Source organism: Synechococcus sp. MIT S1220, from assembly GCF_047303025.1.
Taxonomy (GTDB): Bacteria; Cyanobacteriota; Cyanobacteriia; order PCC-6307; family Cyanobiaceae; genus Parasynechococcus.
In genome coordinates, this window is the sequence record NZ_CP138939.1 from 1,559,432 (window position 1) to 1,572,673 (window position 13,242).

A 13,242-nucleotide genomic window follows, 5' to 3' on the forward strand; every position below is an offset into this window, starting at 1 on the left:
GTGCTCCTTCGCGTTCGGGAAGCATGCAGGCGGGCTTTGTTCGTTTTGGGGAGAGGTACTCATGGGGAACTCATGTCCTCGGCCACCAGGAGTGATGGGGTCTCTGTGCAAAGGCTTAGCCAGCACGTCTCTGTGAAAAGTGGCAGCGAACTCAACTGATTTTGATCAACAACTTTTGAATCGCTCGTGATCTTGTCGGTGCTTTTCTTTTTTTGCTGGGGGGTTGCGCTCGAGATCGATCCAACTGTGCTGAATCTGATGTTCTGAAAATGGAGTACCAGTTGGCATTTCAAGCAGGGGTGAAAGGCCACGGCTGTTGAGCGCTTTCATCCAACTGAGACCGTGTTGAAGGTGAAGTCGCTGACATGTCAACGGGTGGTACGCCTTTTCAACTGCGTAGTCGCCTTAGCGCTCTGGGTTCGTATTAGGAGGCAACAATGATCGGGAACAGGAACAGTTGGCCTTGGATAGTGGTCGACCTTTTGGGGCCCTGAGCCCTTTGCTTCTTTGGCTCCGCATCAGGGCGTGCCAGTTGCTCCCTGGGCTGAATGGACGATTCGCGCATCCAGGCATCGGCACGAAACTGGGCGTAAGGAGAGCAAGGTGCCATCCGTTCTTCGCTAGTACGCTTGTTCTAGTTCTTGGATTGATGGCTGTCAAGGCTGCTCAGATCCCGCAGCCCCCTTCAAACAGGTCCTCATCGTCTCTTCTGATGTCGCTGATCCGACGCAGCAGATCTGGATTCCCGACAATGACCCGCCGTTGGCCGTCCTGTCCCATGTAGGTCAGTCGGCCGTCGTCATCGATCACAAGAGCAGTCATCGGTGTGATCAGAGGCTCTGAATCCATCCGGTTCTGTCCTAGCAGTTTGAACTTATGACAGAACTCAAGGCAATGTTGTTGCCGATGTGAGTTTTTACTCTTGTGATTGCTGTTCAGAAGGATGGCACTGGTCAAAGATTCACGGCCATGCACTCATCCGATTTTGAGCTCTGGGTTCATCACGCTTATCAGCTCGACAGCAGACCCCATTTCTCGCGTTGATGCCTGATTTTTCACAGGTTACTAGTGAATCAAGGCCGTTTCTCTGCAACAGCAATGTTGTTTGGGCATCAGTTTGGAAGTGTTGATCAGGGGCCGCAAAATCCAGCTACCCCTGGATGTGCTGCGTTGACTCAGACTTTTTGACTGAGCGACTGACTCGGCTGGTTGTCTCGGCCTCAAGGAGGGCCGAGGCATGGCATGGTCTTTGCTGCGCTACAGGACTGCCCTGTTAATGGACCCCATCCTCCCCATCCCTTGAACAACGCCTGCAGCTTGTCGAAGAGCAACGCAATGCCATTCGTTTTGTTTCCTGGGGTGCGAGTTCCGTCTGTGGTGAGACCTCTGATTTTGAGCACAAACCATGCCTCCGCACGTCAGCAGGCGGTTGGGTCGTGGTTGATTCTGAAAACGGAGCATCACTAGCGGAGTCAACCTGATCGGACAGCTCCTGAAATGGCTGCGCTTAAAACAGTGGTTTTTTGAGCTGCTTTTTGATGTTTTTCACAGCTTTTCCACAGCTATGAAATGGTTGGGCCAGCTGAGAGCAGGCGATCCGAGCTGAACCGTGGAAAAAGGACTTAAGCGGTTGTCACCCGTTTGTCACGACTTCTGAACGTCCAAGGGAATCGTCGCAAATGCAAACGGTGACTGCGATGTAGCCAAACCGACAGTTCGAGGTAACAAGGTTTGGATTTCGCTTGCTTCCTCCGGGAATGCTGCTAAGAATTTTTTTCTTGGCCGCCAACGAAAGCCTTGAGTTGAGGCTCCCAGGGTGGGTGGAGTCATTGGATGTGGAAAACAGTAAAAGCGCTTGAGGGGGGTGTTCTGCTGTTGGCGACCACCCGGTCGAATCGGGATCAGAGCGAGCTGTTTTGCCGCTGCTGAGCCGTTTGAAGCACCCCCCTGCCCCAGGCCGATTTGTCTAGGGACACAACCGAGAAAAACTGGGTCAACCTGGAGATTGCTGACCAGCTCAGTCCGCCGGCCGTAGATTGAAACCAAGTTCTTTGAGCAGGTCGTTGTCATGCGACTCTGCATTGCTTAATGCCACTCACGACAAGGGAGATTACCGACAACAATCTTTTGCCGCTGATTAAAAAATATGTAGAAGATAACAACAACACCCTTACTTACTACCTTGATCGTGCTGGTCAGGCTACGACGTATGCGGGTGACCGCGAAGCGGACGCTCTGCCAATCTCCGCAGAGGGTGCAAATTTTCTTGAGACTGCGATCTACAACTTGGATCAGAAGCTCAACCTTAATTTAGTAGCAGCCACAAGTCTTGATTCGGCAGACATACGGATCATGAACCATAATTTTAGCTTGTTGGGTGATAATACTGCTGGAGCTAATAGTAAAGCCTGGTCATACTTCGGTGACGCTAAATCGCCTACAAAAGTAGACTTTAAGTACAACGACGTCACGATTAATGTCTCTTATGGTGATGAAAGTACAAATTCCTGGAAAAGTACTGCCCTTCACGAACTTGGCCACGCCCTTGGGCTTGAACATCCCTTTGATGGCGATGACGGTGATGTATTTGGAACACGCACCAGCACGAGTGTCGACGACACGTTGATGGCCTACGGGCGTCCCGCCAGCGGAGTGGAACCCACGGCATACAAGGTTATTGATATTGCTGCATTGCAAGGAATCTGGGGGGAGGAGGTGAATGACAGCCCTGTGCTCTTTGGCCCTAAGGCGGAGCTTCCCGATGGCCTGGAAGATACTCCGTATTCGATTGCTGTTGATGATCTGCTGTCGGGCTTCAGAGATTCCGATGGTGATGTATTGGTTGTTGAAAACCTGACATCTCCAAATGGATTGTTTTCAAACGATGAACAAAGTTTTGGAGATTATATCTTTACCCCTACTCAAGATTTTAATGGCTTGGTTGCGATTAATTATCAAGTAAGTGATCGATTGGGTGGCACTGTAGAAGCCAGCAATACTTTTAATCTGGCACCCGTTAATGACCCTCCTTTGAAAACGGGCGCTGCAGATCTTCTTCCGCCCGGTGTTGAAGACGTCGTTTATACACTCACGACCCCCCAGTTGACTCGCGGTTTTTCGGATCCAGATGGTAATCGGCTGATGGTCAGCCAGCTCACGGCATCGGAAGGCCTGGTCCAAGTTCAACCGAATGGTGTTTTCAAAGTTGCTCCCAGAGTTCACTATAACGGTGTCGTGAATTTGTCCTATTCAATCGTTGACGGCCAAGGTGGAGTCCTTCCTGCCGCTACATCATTTCGTCTAACTCCACGCAATGATGCGCCAGTTCTTTCAGGCACTCAGGCTGCTCTATCACCAGGGAGTGAAGATCGACCTTACCGATTCTCTGCTGCGCAGCTTCTGCAGGGATTCACTGACCCTGATAATACGACCCCCACCCTTGGAAAAGTTATATCGTCAGTTGGAGAAATCAAAGTGGATGGCAATACCTTTAGCTTGACAACACCAAAGGATTTTAATGGAATTGTTGACTTGAATTACAACGTGATCGATGGATCGGGTGGGCAATTGATGGTCACAAGCGCTTTTGATCTTTTGCCGAGAAATGATCGGCCTCAGAAAATTGGCTTACTACATTCATTCCCTGATGGCGAGCAAAATAAGCCTTATTTATTTTCGCTGGAGGATCTCACTAAAGGATTCAGGGATGTTGATGGGGATTCCTTCACTGTCGCAAATCTCAGCTCAAAACGAGGTTCTTTTCGTCAACTTAGGAAAGGTTGGAAATTTATTGCAAAGCCAAATTTTTCCGGAGAAGTGAAGTTCTCCTATGTCTTGCTAGATAATAATGGTGGTCGTATCAAGGCCAGGAATAGCTTTCTTCTTGAAACTGTTCCCGAGCCTCCAATCTTTGGGTCCGCACGCTCTGAACGTTTGATGGGAACGCAGGGAGATGATGTGATTTATGGTCGTGGTGGTCGAGATGTTCTCATCGGAAAAAAGGGAGACGACCTTCTTGATCCTGGCCTTCCAGGTCGTCGTCCAGATGTTCTCAAAGGTGGGCCAGGCCAAGATACTTTTGTTGTGAGTAGGCGTTCTAATGTGATGATTAATGATTTTGATGTAAAAACTGATCGCCTAGATCTTACCGGTCTTAAGTCATGGGAATGGTACAAAAAAGGTGGTAAAAGTTTTATTTATGATAATGATGGTTATATCCTGGCGACATTCAAAGGAGTTCCAAATTTAGCTGCTGCTGAATTAATTTAGCTAGGGAATTAATTCACAGCTGTAGTTGACTATGCTGCCGCGTCGTTGTTTGAATTCAGGCTGTTCCAGGTTTTGAGCTCGCCACCACCATCGGCCGTCGGTGTAGCTGGGTACTCCAGCGTTATTGGTTCGTGGCAGTTGAAGAGTCAACCCGCGCCACCGCAGCAGGATTCCATCACCTGGATTGGTTCCATCCGAGCTGTTGGGAATGCCCCCGTTCAATCCCTGAATGTCTACGGCACCCTGAATTGTTTCCACGCTCAGCCGATCGCCATCGCACAACCAATCAGCCATCACAGGCGTCGCCGTAAGGAGCAACAAACACCAACTCAACCAAGCAGCTAGAAGGACCCGCACGCCAGAATTCGCAAATGACATTGACTCTCGTCTACGACGGTGGCTGTCCCTTCTGCAGCCAATTCGCTTTGCGCAGTGAATTGTTGGGTGGTATTTCCGGCATGCAGATTCTTGATGGACGCCAGGAGCACGCGTTGCGTCAGACCCTCGCTGCCAAGGGGATGAACCTTGCTAACGGCGCCGTCTTGTTGGATGAAGACGATGCTTGGCACGGAAGTGCCGCCATCGCAGAGCTGTCTCGGCGAATGGAGCCGAGCGATGCACTCCTCCGTGTCCTTGTTGGCCTGTTTGGCCGCCCGGAGCGGGCTGCATTTCTGTATCCAGGCCTGCTTCTGGCCCGACGCCTTTTGCTGGTTTGCAAAGGCTTGCCGGAGGATCCTGATGCGTTTGATGCAAAGCGAGCTAAAAAAGTGGCGAATGAGGTCCGTTAGGGCCTACGGTTGGATCACTCCCTTCAGATTTTCTTAAGTATCGAGTTCGATCCCTCTGTTCCCGACGCCCTAAGCCAGCATCAACTCAAAGCTTTCCTCAAAGCTGCTGCTGAGGATGCGCATGCCAGGGCCGACAAGCTTGATGAAGACGACCTTCTTCGAGCTGCACTGTCTGCGTGGGCTGATCAGACGCGAGAACTTTTGCTTTGGTTGGAGAGCCAGGGTGATTCCGTTGGCAGAACGCGGACCCCCAAACAGGTAATGGCTTTAGGTAGTTTGCGCACGCACATGCTGATGGGGTTAAAGGCACTGAAGTATGCCGAGGGTTATACCCCTTGAATCACTTGTGGCGTGTGACTCGATTGATGTAACTGAATTTGATCTGTTGGCTTGAAACTCTTGCGGCAACTTGTGATCAATCAGCTAGAGATTCTTCTGAAGGGATGGTCGCTCATTGAGATGGCCTAAATGGTTTGGAATGAGTGTTTCAACATTTACTGTTGTGTATTCGAATTCGCAAAGTTCTGCATGTAGCTCAAGTAACATTACAGCCAGGCCACGACCTAAATCCAAACAAGAATCGTGTTTCAAAGTCAGATGTAAGTCCCTAAGCAATGTCTAATCATCTCAACTGGTTGACCGTGGAATGCAACTTTCTTCTTTACAATATTCGTTCTTGCGAATCGTTGAATCTTCGAATGTGAAGTTTGATTTGGGTTATTGTAACGGTTGGTCAATGGCCTGAAGAAGCCGTAGAATCTCAGCTAGGAATATCAACTTTGGCGGGCTTGAATTTATCAGGAATGGGTTACGGCCTCGGACTCAACGGCGAGCCCCGCTGAACGGGCATCGTCTAGAAGCAGGTTGAGGCAGTCGGGTCCGAAGCTTGCCTGGTTTTCCATCAGAAGGTCCCACTCGCTTTCAGGGAAATGCGTTTGAAGCCAGAGGGTTCCAAAAATACTGGTTGAACTGAGCCGGTAAAGGCCGATCACATCACTGGGAGTCGCGATTAGATCCATCTGTTTCCGATGTATGGAACCATTAGGCCTCAACCCCTTGCGCTTCAACGTTCCAGATGATACAGATTTGTTGATTCAGCCCTCAGGACGTTGCCTTTTAAACCGTTTTGGCTGGTGTAATCAGCGTCCCGCCAGAAGCTTCGCAGGGTTCATAACGATGGATGCACGAGTCACCCACGTCCATCAAATTGATTGGCTGAACGAGGTTGTCCCAACTTTTTGATCCAGCGCACATGAGCTTCGATCGGGTGGTGTCTGCTCTGATGTTGCAGCCGCTGCTGACTTGCCCGCCAATCACTGCCAACCTCAACAGAGCAGTCGGCTCATTGCAGACAGCCCATCGCAGACAGCCCATCAATGAAGGGTTCACATGAGGACACGCTCTAACCATGCCACCTTTATTTACCTGCCGAACATGCGGGATGCAGATTGAGCGATCCGTAGAGGCTTACAGAAAACACAGAGGTCGTTTGGTGTGTTCTACCTGTCTTGATCGACAACCAAAAGTCGCAGTGGGTTTGAGCGAAAAATCCAACGATTCAGATGGTCCAGATCACTTGAAGGAAATCTGATCATGCATCAAAACGTTGATCGGAATCAGCGCGAGCTTCAGCGCTTATAGGGAACACCACGATAGGTGAAGCGTTTTGACGCAGTTGTTTCGGCGTCCTGATTGGCGGTGTGAATGTTCCGGCGATACATGAGCTGAATGACTGGCTTGACGTCCACCGTTTCTTTCCTGATGTAAGTGTTGCCCATGTAGGTGAGTTGCATGATGCGCTCCTAGAAAACCACCACACTCCCCACCCATGCTCTCGATGCAACGGGAGTGATGGAGGCGGGATGGGAGGTGGTTCGTGTTATTCGCTACGAAAAATAAATGACAGGTTGCGGCGACGCAAGGTTCCTGCTGAACATTTCTGGCTGTGTTTGGCGTGATTTATGCGCGGGTTCTCGGCCAACACGGTGCTCCAGGTTCAACCCCTTGAGCTTGGCTCAAGATTATGTTCGTACTGATACGTTCTATCGGTGATTCGTGTAGCCAGGCCTGCTGAGTGGTCTATAAAAAAGATCAATCACGTGATCTGCCACCGTTGGATTCACCACTGGTAATCGGCCCGATCCACTTCGTTTGAGGTGGTGAGGCGCCTTGGAAATACGCAGCTGGGCAGTGGAATAGTGCTGATCAACTGACGAGAAAAGACACAATGGGTAAGGGTTGGGTTTCAGTGGCTCATTGAGAAAAGCTGCTGTAACGTCAAAGTTTGTCTTTAAAAAATATGAATTTGAAGGTGATTATTTAGACTCAACTTTTTTGGGCTATAATGCTGGCGGGGACTGTCGATCGGAAAGAATTTCCTGATTCAAGATGGAAAGTTTTATCAGCGGTGGTGTGTTGATCTTTTTCAGGCGGGCACTGGAGACAGCATCGAAGGAACCATTAATTTGAAGCCAAGATTTTTTAGACGTTGGTTGCTCACACGGGCGTTGAAAATCCTTGCTCCATCACGGTTATGATTCTCCCAAATCACAGGGGCAAGCCCTTCGATGTCACAAAGCTGATTGGATAATTCACGTCGTGTTAGCTGAAGATCATCAACCAGGTTGTAGATGCCACTGAGTTGATTGTCGTAGGCAAAGAAGATACCTCTCACGATATCTGTCAGGTGAACCCAAGCATTGACGTGATTGCCATTTTTGGGAACCTGATGGCCTGAAGCCGACTTGATGTAGCTAGGAATGTCTTGTCCAGGTCCATAAATGCCGCCAAGCCTCAGTACACAGGTCTGAACTGCTGCACTGTTCAGTTCAAGAACAGTGTCCTCTGCTTGGGCCAGAAGAGCGTTGGTGGGATCTGTGCGGTCAGGGGGAGTCTGTTCCCCCGTGACTTGGCCAGCCTTGTCGCCGTAGATGCCAGCGCTGCTGAGGTACGTAACGTGCAAGGAGGAGTCCGCCTTCCGTTGCCGAATCGCATCGATCAAGCAGGGAACGGCATCTCCAAAAACATTTTCGTAGTTGCTTTGCTCGGACATGCTTGATGGCGCCATTGCGATCAGAAGTCCGTCCAGATCATCGAGAAAGTCGTAATCCGCATGGGGATCACCGGCCTGACAAATACGTGGATGGTCAACCAACTCGCAGAGCTCAGAGAGCCTTGATGGGCTTGTTGTTGTGCCTGTCACCTGGAAACCCCGTGCTCTTGCCTGAAGGGCAACTCCCGCTCCGACATAGCCGCAACCCACTATTCCAAACCGTTGCATGGCCATTAAGAAGCTTCGTTCACACAAGTTAATGATCCTGTCGGCTCAGTGGCGTATCTGTTGCAGCCGTTCGAGGCCAAGTATCCGTTCGGCTACCCCCACCCACCCCCGGTCACAGCACGCGGAGTCGAGCTGGATTTAAACGTTCAAAACAGCACCGTCATCAGCCAGATCATCAGTGTGGAGATCAGACCGACGGCCCCAATCGTCAATGCGATCAGAAACACTCCTGCCACCACTCCGATTCGGGTAATGCTTTTTGGAAACAAGAGGTAAAGCGTGAGGGCCAGGGCCAGTGGCCAGAGGGGGGGCAACAGGATGCAGACACCTGTAAGCACCATCAAGCGAAGCCTTATCGATTCGGCACGTTCGCTGGCAAGAGCCTTCAAACGATCTTGTTCATCCAATTGTGCAATCTCGTCTTCACCCAGCCACCGCCCATGCACTTGGGCTGCGTTCAGATCACGCTCGATCTGATCCGGTGAGGTTGGACGTGCCATGCGTTGATCTTACGTCGCTTGAATGATTTCGGAATGCATCCGCGTCGTTTTCAAGTACATGGCACGTCATTCACACTCTTATTCAAGACATCGAGCCATGCCAGTGGGCATCTCAACCGACTGAGACATCTTTACCAATCCAACAATAATTGTTGTACAGAGATCGAAGTTGCTTCAGATGGCCGATGCTCGACTTGAGCCCAACTTTTAAAGCGTACTGACCCAAGGCCCCTGCTCAAACAATTTCCACCCAAATGAGGGCATGCGTCCGGTATGACACTTTGGGATTTTACGACGACCCTTCTCCTTAGCATTGATTGAGGTGTCCTAAAAAAGCATGTCTACCACTTGGACCGATGGCTCCAGGCATGCCGTATCAGCCACTTTTTTCTTTCAGTTGGGTTCACGACCCTAAGCAACTTGTTTTCTTGTTTTTTTGTTCGCAACATCCAATTTGATGATGGTCCAGCGATGAAGATGGTCCAGGCAGCGATAATGGCCAGTACCTCTTTGGTGATGAGATGGTCTGACTGCAACGTCTGATCGGATTCGCCATGGAAAACCAGAGTCAGCCCGAACTGATTCTGGTTTCTGTTTTTTTTGACCAGATTGACTGTCAACAGACTAACGCCGTTCTATCGATCAAGATTGATGTGTTTGGATTGTTGATCACTGTTCAAGGATTCATGATGTTTGCGCTCTCTTACTCATTCAATACTCTGTACATTCAGCTTGCTCTGTTGCTGGTCATCAAGGCAGTCGCTCCTTCGCCCAGCTTTGCTGATTCCCCTCTGCGGTGTCCTGGTCAAAATACGCTTGAAATGCAGGCATGTGCGGCAAAGGAGCGGGATGAGCTGCAGCAAGTATTGGCAGCCCGGTTGTCCGTTGAGCAACTGGAGCTCTGGCTGCGCTCAACGCGTGAAGTGTGCCGATCGGCTTCAGCTGCTTACCGAGATGGTTCGATTTATGGCCAGCTTGTCATCCACTGTGAAGCGAGCTTGCACCAAGCCTTGTTGACGCAATTCAAGGGATTGGATCAACCACGTTGATGGAAGCACAGCGGTTCTCTGGGAAGAACAGTCGTTTCGAATCCGAAATCTCTTTATGGAGCCAATCCGTCCTTTCATTCTGGTTTGAGGAAACAAGTCCCCGCCAATGGTTTCGCCAATCCAATCAGTTCGATTGGCTGGTCACACGACGTTTTGCTGAGCTTTCTGTCGAGGCACAGAGAGGTGGATTGTTCAACTGGGAGAAGGATTCATCCAGCTGTTTGGCGCTGGTGTTGATCCTTGATCAGTTCAGTCGTCAGATTTGGCGTGATTCGGTCTTGGCCTATGAGGGCGATGCGCGTGCCTTGCGTCTAAGTCAGTGGGCTTTGAAACAAGGTTGGATTGCTTCCGAACCTGAGCGTGCCCGACGCCAGTTCTGGCTGATGCCGATGCTGCACAGTGAGTCCGTAGCAGTTGTGACGAAGGCCATTCCATTGTTGGAACGTTTTGCCGACTCTGATACGGCGGATCTTGCCCGTCGCAATCGCATTACTTTGAATCGCAATGGATATTATCCTTGGCGTGACGCCGTTAGAAGGTGTTGGCTGATGTCTACTCTTGAAGGATTGAATTGACTTCTGATTTATTCTCCGTTTTATTTCAGGAGCTTATGGTGAAGAGATAAGATATCATGTTTGATATTTTGCTTGTCCTTATGTCTTGCCTTTTTCTTCGATCCAGAATTGGATTTGGTGATCAAAATTTTCGATTAATAAATAGAGATATGTTTTTTTAGGTACACAATGCTTTTTTGAATTCTGAATAATGGAGCCCCTTGGCTTGGATCTTAAAGGGGCTGTTCTCCTGTCGTTAAGACTCGAAATTCAGGCTAAAATTTTAATGGGACTGGGTGGTAGAACCTGACCATTGTTCATGATTGGTTAATGTAAAATTGAACTTGGCGCTGACTTTGAAAAATATCAATTTTGTGATTAATTGCAGCGAAATTTACTTGAAACATGAGCCTATTTAAGGCGCTACATGAGTATCAGTTTCGCTTGATTTCTCTTGACAATCGAGCGTTTTCAATCAAAATCTGAATGGACATAGGTTGTTGGGAAAGGCTTGATTGAATTGCTGTACCTCGAAATTGTATCCCTGGCTGAAATGATTGAAGTTGACGGTCTGTTGTTGGTTGATCCATCGCCTGTAACTTTCCAGGATCTCGTTCCCTTGAGCCAGGCTGAGCTTCGACTTCAGGGCTTCGAAGCACATGTAATTGGCCACACCTGCTCCATAGCCTAAAGAAAATACCTGGATTTTTTTGGTGGGTGCTTGGATCAGATTTTTGGGGATGGGCTGAACGATTTGGGCTGAAGCAACATCAAAGAAAGGAAGCGTGAAAATCAAAAGAAGCCATCTCTTTGTGCAACCTGATGACATGAATTTGTTTGGAATTCTAATTAAATTAGCTCGCTCACACTTTTTTGGCCATTCTTCTTCGTATCATGTTGTCTTAGGCAATCAAGGCTGCATAATGCACGGCGGGTCCTTGAGTATGTGTTGAGAATCATTCACCAAAAGGATGGATGATTGGCAATCCAATCGTTGTATAATATTGATTGATCAGTAAGCGGATGCTCATTGTTCTGAACGCGATGAAGAGCTTACAGTTTGATCATCAATCAATCACTTAGTCAGTCAGTTAGTCAGTTAGTCAGTCAGTCAGTCAACGAACGAAGAGTAAAAATTGATCCTTGTTGTCGCATCCTGAGGCCCTCTCTCTTGTTTTGCCGTTACCTTGCAAGGATGGTAATTGCCGCAGTTCGTAAACAATTTCATGCTCTTCAACGATTGCGTCTCCCGTCTCAACCGCCTCTGCCGGGAGCGGGTAGGTGTGGCTTGCACTCTTGAAAAGACGTGTCGCCTGTAACAGCTCGTTCTGGCTCTCGACGGTTAAATTGCAATAAATAATTTTGAAGGATGCTGATCCAATTGTTTAAAGTAGTTTTTACAGTGAGTATTGGTCTTTTGTTCGCGATTCTGATTGTGAAATCGATGGCAGAGGAAAATGTTAATTGATTGTGGTGGGTTGTTACAGATTCATTTTGTTGATGTTTAGGAGTGTTGAGAATCCTCCCTTAAACTTTTTTAGATGGATTAAAGCAAGGATCAATGAGGTTTTGATTTTGGGTCCAGCTTGTTGCTGCTTGGTTACATATTTTCAGAAATCTGGCTTTAATTTTTTAATTCTATTGATTTAGATTTGATTAATCTATCGTTAATCATGCGTGGCTTTTAACGATTTTGATCGATCTGCTGGAGAATCCCAGCGGCATTAATATGACAAATAGATTTGCAATGAGAAATGACGTCTCAATACAGTTTCTTGGCTTGGAATTGGAGGGCCAAATCTTGATTATTTGTTTGATCTTTTGGATTTAAGCGTGTAATCTTCAAATTCAAGATACAACGATTTCGCGTCCTCGGGGCGTTCGGATTCAATTAGTTCCTCAACTCGTTCCTTCCACCAAAGGCTGACGACACTACTGATCTTCTTGCTGGGAAGCGAGTCATGCCTGTCGCTCGTTGTTCTTTTTTCGGAATTTTAATTTAAAGTGATTCGGCATGACTGCAAACCAGGCTTTGCAATGCGTAAGTACTAATCGCGACAAAAATCAAATCGTTCTTGGAGGGCTTTTAGCCTTCCAGCCCGCGTTGTTCAGATCGGGCCCAGGCATTGTTGTTTCTGGTTGTCCGATCCCCTCAATCGAATTCGCCGTTGAGGTCTTTGGCCAGGTCGAACTGCTTCTTGGAGAGGGCTTGGTCAATCATTGGCGTTCACGCTGATCCAATCGTTCTTTGAGTTCCGCGATCTCTCGGCGAAGCACCTCATCACCATTTCCCTGATCAGCCTCGGTTTGCCTGAAGGAGCGCCCGTCGTGATCCATGGATCTCATGCCTCGAAACATCAGCCCGCCGCCGGAGGCGATCATCACGATGTAAACCCCCAGTTGCCAAAGGGTTGTCGGCCTGAAGGTGATGCGAACACTGTTCAGGACCCCGACGAGTAGAGCTGCCAGTGATGCCCAGACAAGCAAATTGGCCCAGCGTCGGTAGCGGCCGGCAAAAAGCATGCAGACGCCAATCCCTAGGGGGATCATCAGCAGGCCCATGCCAGGCGTTCCCCATGGCAGAACGAAGCCCCCACCGAACAGTCCTGCTCCTGTATGGGTCCAATTTGATTGCACCATCACTTGATTGGCCAGGAGAAAACCTCCAGAACCAAACAGGCAGCCACCAATCAGGAACTGCAGAAAATCACCGGTTTCTGAATGCTGGTTCATCATGCCCCCTGCGTTTCATCCAAGGGTCGACCTGACATCACGCTGGCGCAACCACTGGTTTCCAGTGAG

The 13,242-nt window shown here is 49.0% G+C and carries 17 protein-coding genes; 6 read left to right on the forward strand and 11 right to left on the reverse strand.

Features of this window, described 5'->3' with window-relative positions; translation table 11 throughout:
* Window positions 1-424: 424 nt before the first annotated feature.
* From SIB64_RS07755 to SIB64_RS07770, 4 genes are all read right to left on the reverse strand, one after another.
* A complete protein-coding gene (locus SIB64_RS07755) occupies window positions 425-610 on the reverse strand; it encodes a hypothetical protein (protein ID WP_413442662.1) in 186 nt (61 codons plus the stop codon).
* Window positions 611-666: 56 nt separating this feature from the next.
* The gene (locus SIB64_RS07760) at window positions 667-849 is read right to left on the reverse strand and encodes a hypothetical protein (protein ID WP_413442663.1); all 183 of its coding nucleotides are present in this window, start codon (window positions 847-849) and stop codon (window positions 667-669) included.
* Window positions 850-1,220: 371 nt separating this feature from the next.
* A complete protein-coding gene (locus SIB64_RS07765) occupies window positions 1,221-1,400 on the reverse strand; it encodes a hypothetical protein (RefSeq protein WP_413442664.1) in 180 nt (59 codons plus the stop codon).
* 244 nt (window positions 1,401-1,644) lie between these two features.
* Window positions 1,645-2,046 (reverse strand): hypothetical protein, encoded by a 402-nt coding sequence (locus SIB64_RS07770; protein ID WP_413442665.1) that lies wholly within the window; start codon window positions 2,044-2,046, stop codon window positions 1,645-1,647.
* Window positions 2,047-2,088: 42 nt separating this feature from the next.
* Between SIB64_RS07770 and SIB64_RS07775 the strand changes: the two genes are divergently transcribed.
* On the forward strand, window positions 2,089-4,269 hold the full coding sequence (locus tag SIB64_RS07775) for a cadherin-like domain-containing protein (RefSeq protein ID WP_413442666.1): 2,181 nt from the start codon (window positions 2,089-2,091) through the stop codon (window positions 4,267-4,269).
* On the opposite strand, the gene SIB64_RS07780 is transcribed toward SIB64_RS07775, so the two are convergent.
* On the reverse strand, window positions 4,270-4,590 hold the full coding sequence (locus SIB64_RS07780; protein WP_413442667.1) for a hypothetical protein: 321 nt from the start codon (window positions 4,588-4,590) through the stop codon (window positions 4,270-4,272).
* A gap of 50 nt (window positions 4,591-4,640) precedes the next feature.
* Between SIB64_RS07780 and SIB64_RS07785 the strand changes: the two genes are divergently transcribed.
* Both SIB64_RS07785 and SIB64_RS07790 read left to right on the forward strand, forming a co-directional pair.
* Window positions 4,641-5,057 (forward strand): DCC1-like thiol-disulfide oxidoreductase family protein, encoded by a 417-nt coding sequence (locus SIB64_RS07785; RefSeq protein ID WP_413442668.1) that lies wholly within the window; start codon window positions 4,641-4,643, stop codon window positions 5,055-5,057.
* A 9-nt stretch (window positions 5,058-5,066) separates the two neighbouring features.
* A complete protein-coding gene (locus SIB64_RS07790; protein WP_413442669.1) occupies window positions 5,067-5,396 on the forward strand; it encodes a hypothetical protein in 330 nt (109 codons plus the stop codon).
* Between the two features lie 458 nt (window positions 5,397-5,854).
* Here SIB64_RS07790 and SIB64_RS07795 read toward each other — a convergent pair whose 3' ends face one another.
* Complete coding sequence (locus SIB64_RS07795) at window positions 5,855-6,076, reverse strand: hypothetical protein (RefSeq protein WP_413442670.1); 222 nt, start codon at window positions 6,074-6,076, stop codon at window positions 5,855-5,857.
* 206 nt (window positions 6,077-6,282) lie between these two features.
* Between SIB64_RS07795 and SIB64_RS07800 the strand changes: the two genes are divergently transcribed.
* The gene (locus tag SIB64_RS07800) at window positions 6,283-6,450 is read left to right on the forward strand and encodes a hypothetical protein (RefSeq protein WP_413442671.1); all 168 of its coding nucleotides are present in this window, start codon (window positions 6,283-6,285) and stop codon (window positions 6,448-6,450) included.
* Window positions 6,451-6,685: 235 nt separating this feature from the next.
* On the opposite strand, the gene SIB64_RS07805 is transcribed toward SIB64_RS07800, so the two are convergent.
* The 3 genes from SIB64_RS07805 to SIB64_RS07815 all read right to left on the reverse strand — a co-directional run bounded on the left by SIB64_RS07805 (window position 6,686) and on the right by SIB64_RS07815 (window position 8,837).
* Window positions 6,686-6,850 (reverse strand): DUF4278 domain-containing protein, encoded by a 165-nt coding sequence (locus tag SIB64_RS07805; protein WP_413442672.1) that lies wholly within the window; start codon window positions 6,848-6,850, stop codon window positions 6,686-6,688.
* A gap of 632 nt (window positions 6,851-7,482) precedes the next feature.
* Window positions 7,483-8,364 carry an NAD-dependent epimerase/dehydratase family protein gene (locus SIB64_RS07810; RefSeq protein WP_413442673.1) on the reverse strand — a complete coding sequence of 294 codons (882 nt, stop codon included), beginning with the start codon at window positions 8,362-8,364 and terminating at the stop codon, window positions 7,483-7,485.
* 119 nt (window positions 8,365-8,483) lie between these two features.
* Window positions 8,484-8,837: a hypothetical protein gene (locus tag SIB64_RS07815; protein ID WP_413442674.1), complete on the reverse strand. Its 354-nt coding sequence runs from the start codon at window positions 8,835-8,837 to the stop codon at window positions 8,484-8,486.
* Window positions 8,838-9,391: 554 nt separating this feature from the next.
* On the opposite strand from SIB64_RS07815, the gene SIB64_RS07820 reads away from it, so the two are divergent.
* Both SIB64_RS07820 and SIB64_RS07825 read left to right on the forward strand, forming a co-directional pair.
* Window positions 9,392-9,886, forward strand: coding sequence for a hypothetical protein (locus tag SIB64_RS07820; RefSeq protein ID WP_413442675.1), 495 nt, complete (start codon window positions 9,392-9,394; stop codon window positions 9,884-9,886).
* Window positions 9,886-10,461: a DUF924 family protein gene (locus SIB64_RS07825; protein WP_413442676.1), complete on the forward strand. Its 576-nt coding sequence runs from the start codon at window positions 9,886-9,888 to the stop codon at window positions 10,459-10,461. Before SIB64_RS07820 ends, SIB64_RS07825 begins: the two co-directional genes overlap by 1 nt.
* A gap of 454 nt (window positions 10,462-10,915) precedes the next feature.
* On the opposite strand, the gene SIB64_RS07830 is transcribed toward SIB64_RS07825, so the two are convergent.
* Both SIB64_RS07830 and SIB64_RS07835 read right to left on the reverse strand, forming a co-directional pair.
* A complete protein-coding gene (locus tag SIB64_RS07830) occupies window positions 10,916-11,236 on the reverse strand; it encodes a hypothetical protein (RefSeq protein WP_413442677.1) in 321 nt (106 codons plus the stop codon).
* Window positions 11,237-12,657: 1,421 nt separating this feature from the next.
* Window positions 12,658-13,176 carry a hypothetical protein gene (locus SIB64_RS07835; RefSeq protein ID WP_413442678.1) on the reverse strand — a complete coding sequence of 173 codons (519 nt, stop codon included), beginning with the start codon at window positions 13,174-13,176 and terminating at the stop codon, window positions 12,658-12,660.
* Between the last annotated feature and the right edge of the window lie 66 nt (window positions 13,177-13,242).

Excerpts from the sequence above, each read along its gene's own strand:
- SIB64_RS07755 (WP_413442662.1), bottom strand. The coding sequence starts at position 610 with ATGGCACCTTGCTCTCCTTACGCCCAGTTTCGTGCCGATGCCTGGATG.
- SIB64_RS07760 (WP_413442663.1), bottom strand. The coding sequence starts at position 849 with ATGGATTCAGAGCCTCTGATCACACCGATGACTGCTCTTGTGATCGAT.
- SIB64_RS07775 (WP_413442666.1), top strand. The coding sequence starts at position 2,089 with ATGCCACTCACGACAAGGGAGATTACCGACAACAATCTTTTGCCGCTG.
- SIB64_RS07785 (WP_413442668.1), top strand. The coding sequence starts at position 4,641 with ATGACATTGACTCTCGTCTACGACGGTGGCTGTCCCTTCTGCAGCCAA.
- SIB64_RS07795 (WP_413442670.1), bottom strand. The coding sequence starts at position 6,076 with ATGGATCTAATCGCGACTCCCAGTGATGTGATCGGCCTTTACCGGCTC.
- SIB64_RS07805 (WP_413442672.1), bottom strand. The coding sequence starts at position 6,850 with ATGCAACTCACCTACATGGGCAACACTTACATCAGGAAAGAAACGGTG.
- SIB64_RS07815 (WP_413442674.1), bottom strand. The coding sequence starts at position 8,837 with ATGGCACGTCCAACCTCACCGGATCAGATCGAGCGTGATCTGAACGCA.
- SIB64_RS07820 (WP_413442675.1), top strand. The coding sequence starts at position 9,392 with ATGGAAAACCAGAGTCAGCCCGAACTGATTCTGGTTTCTGTTTTTTTT.
- SIB64_RS07825 (WP_413442676.1), top strand. The coding sequence starts at position 9,886 with ATGGAAGCACAGCGGTTCTCTGGGAAGAACAGTCGTTTCGAATCCGAA.
- SIB64_RS07835 (WP_413442678.1), bottom strand. The coding sequence starts at position 13,176 with ATGATGAACCAGCATTCAGAAACCGGTGATTTTCTGCAGTTCCTGATT.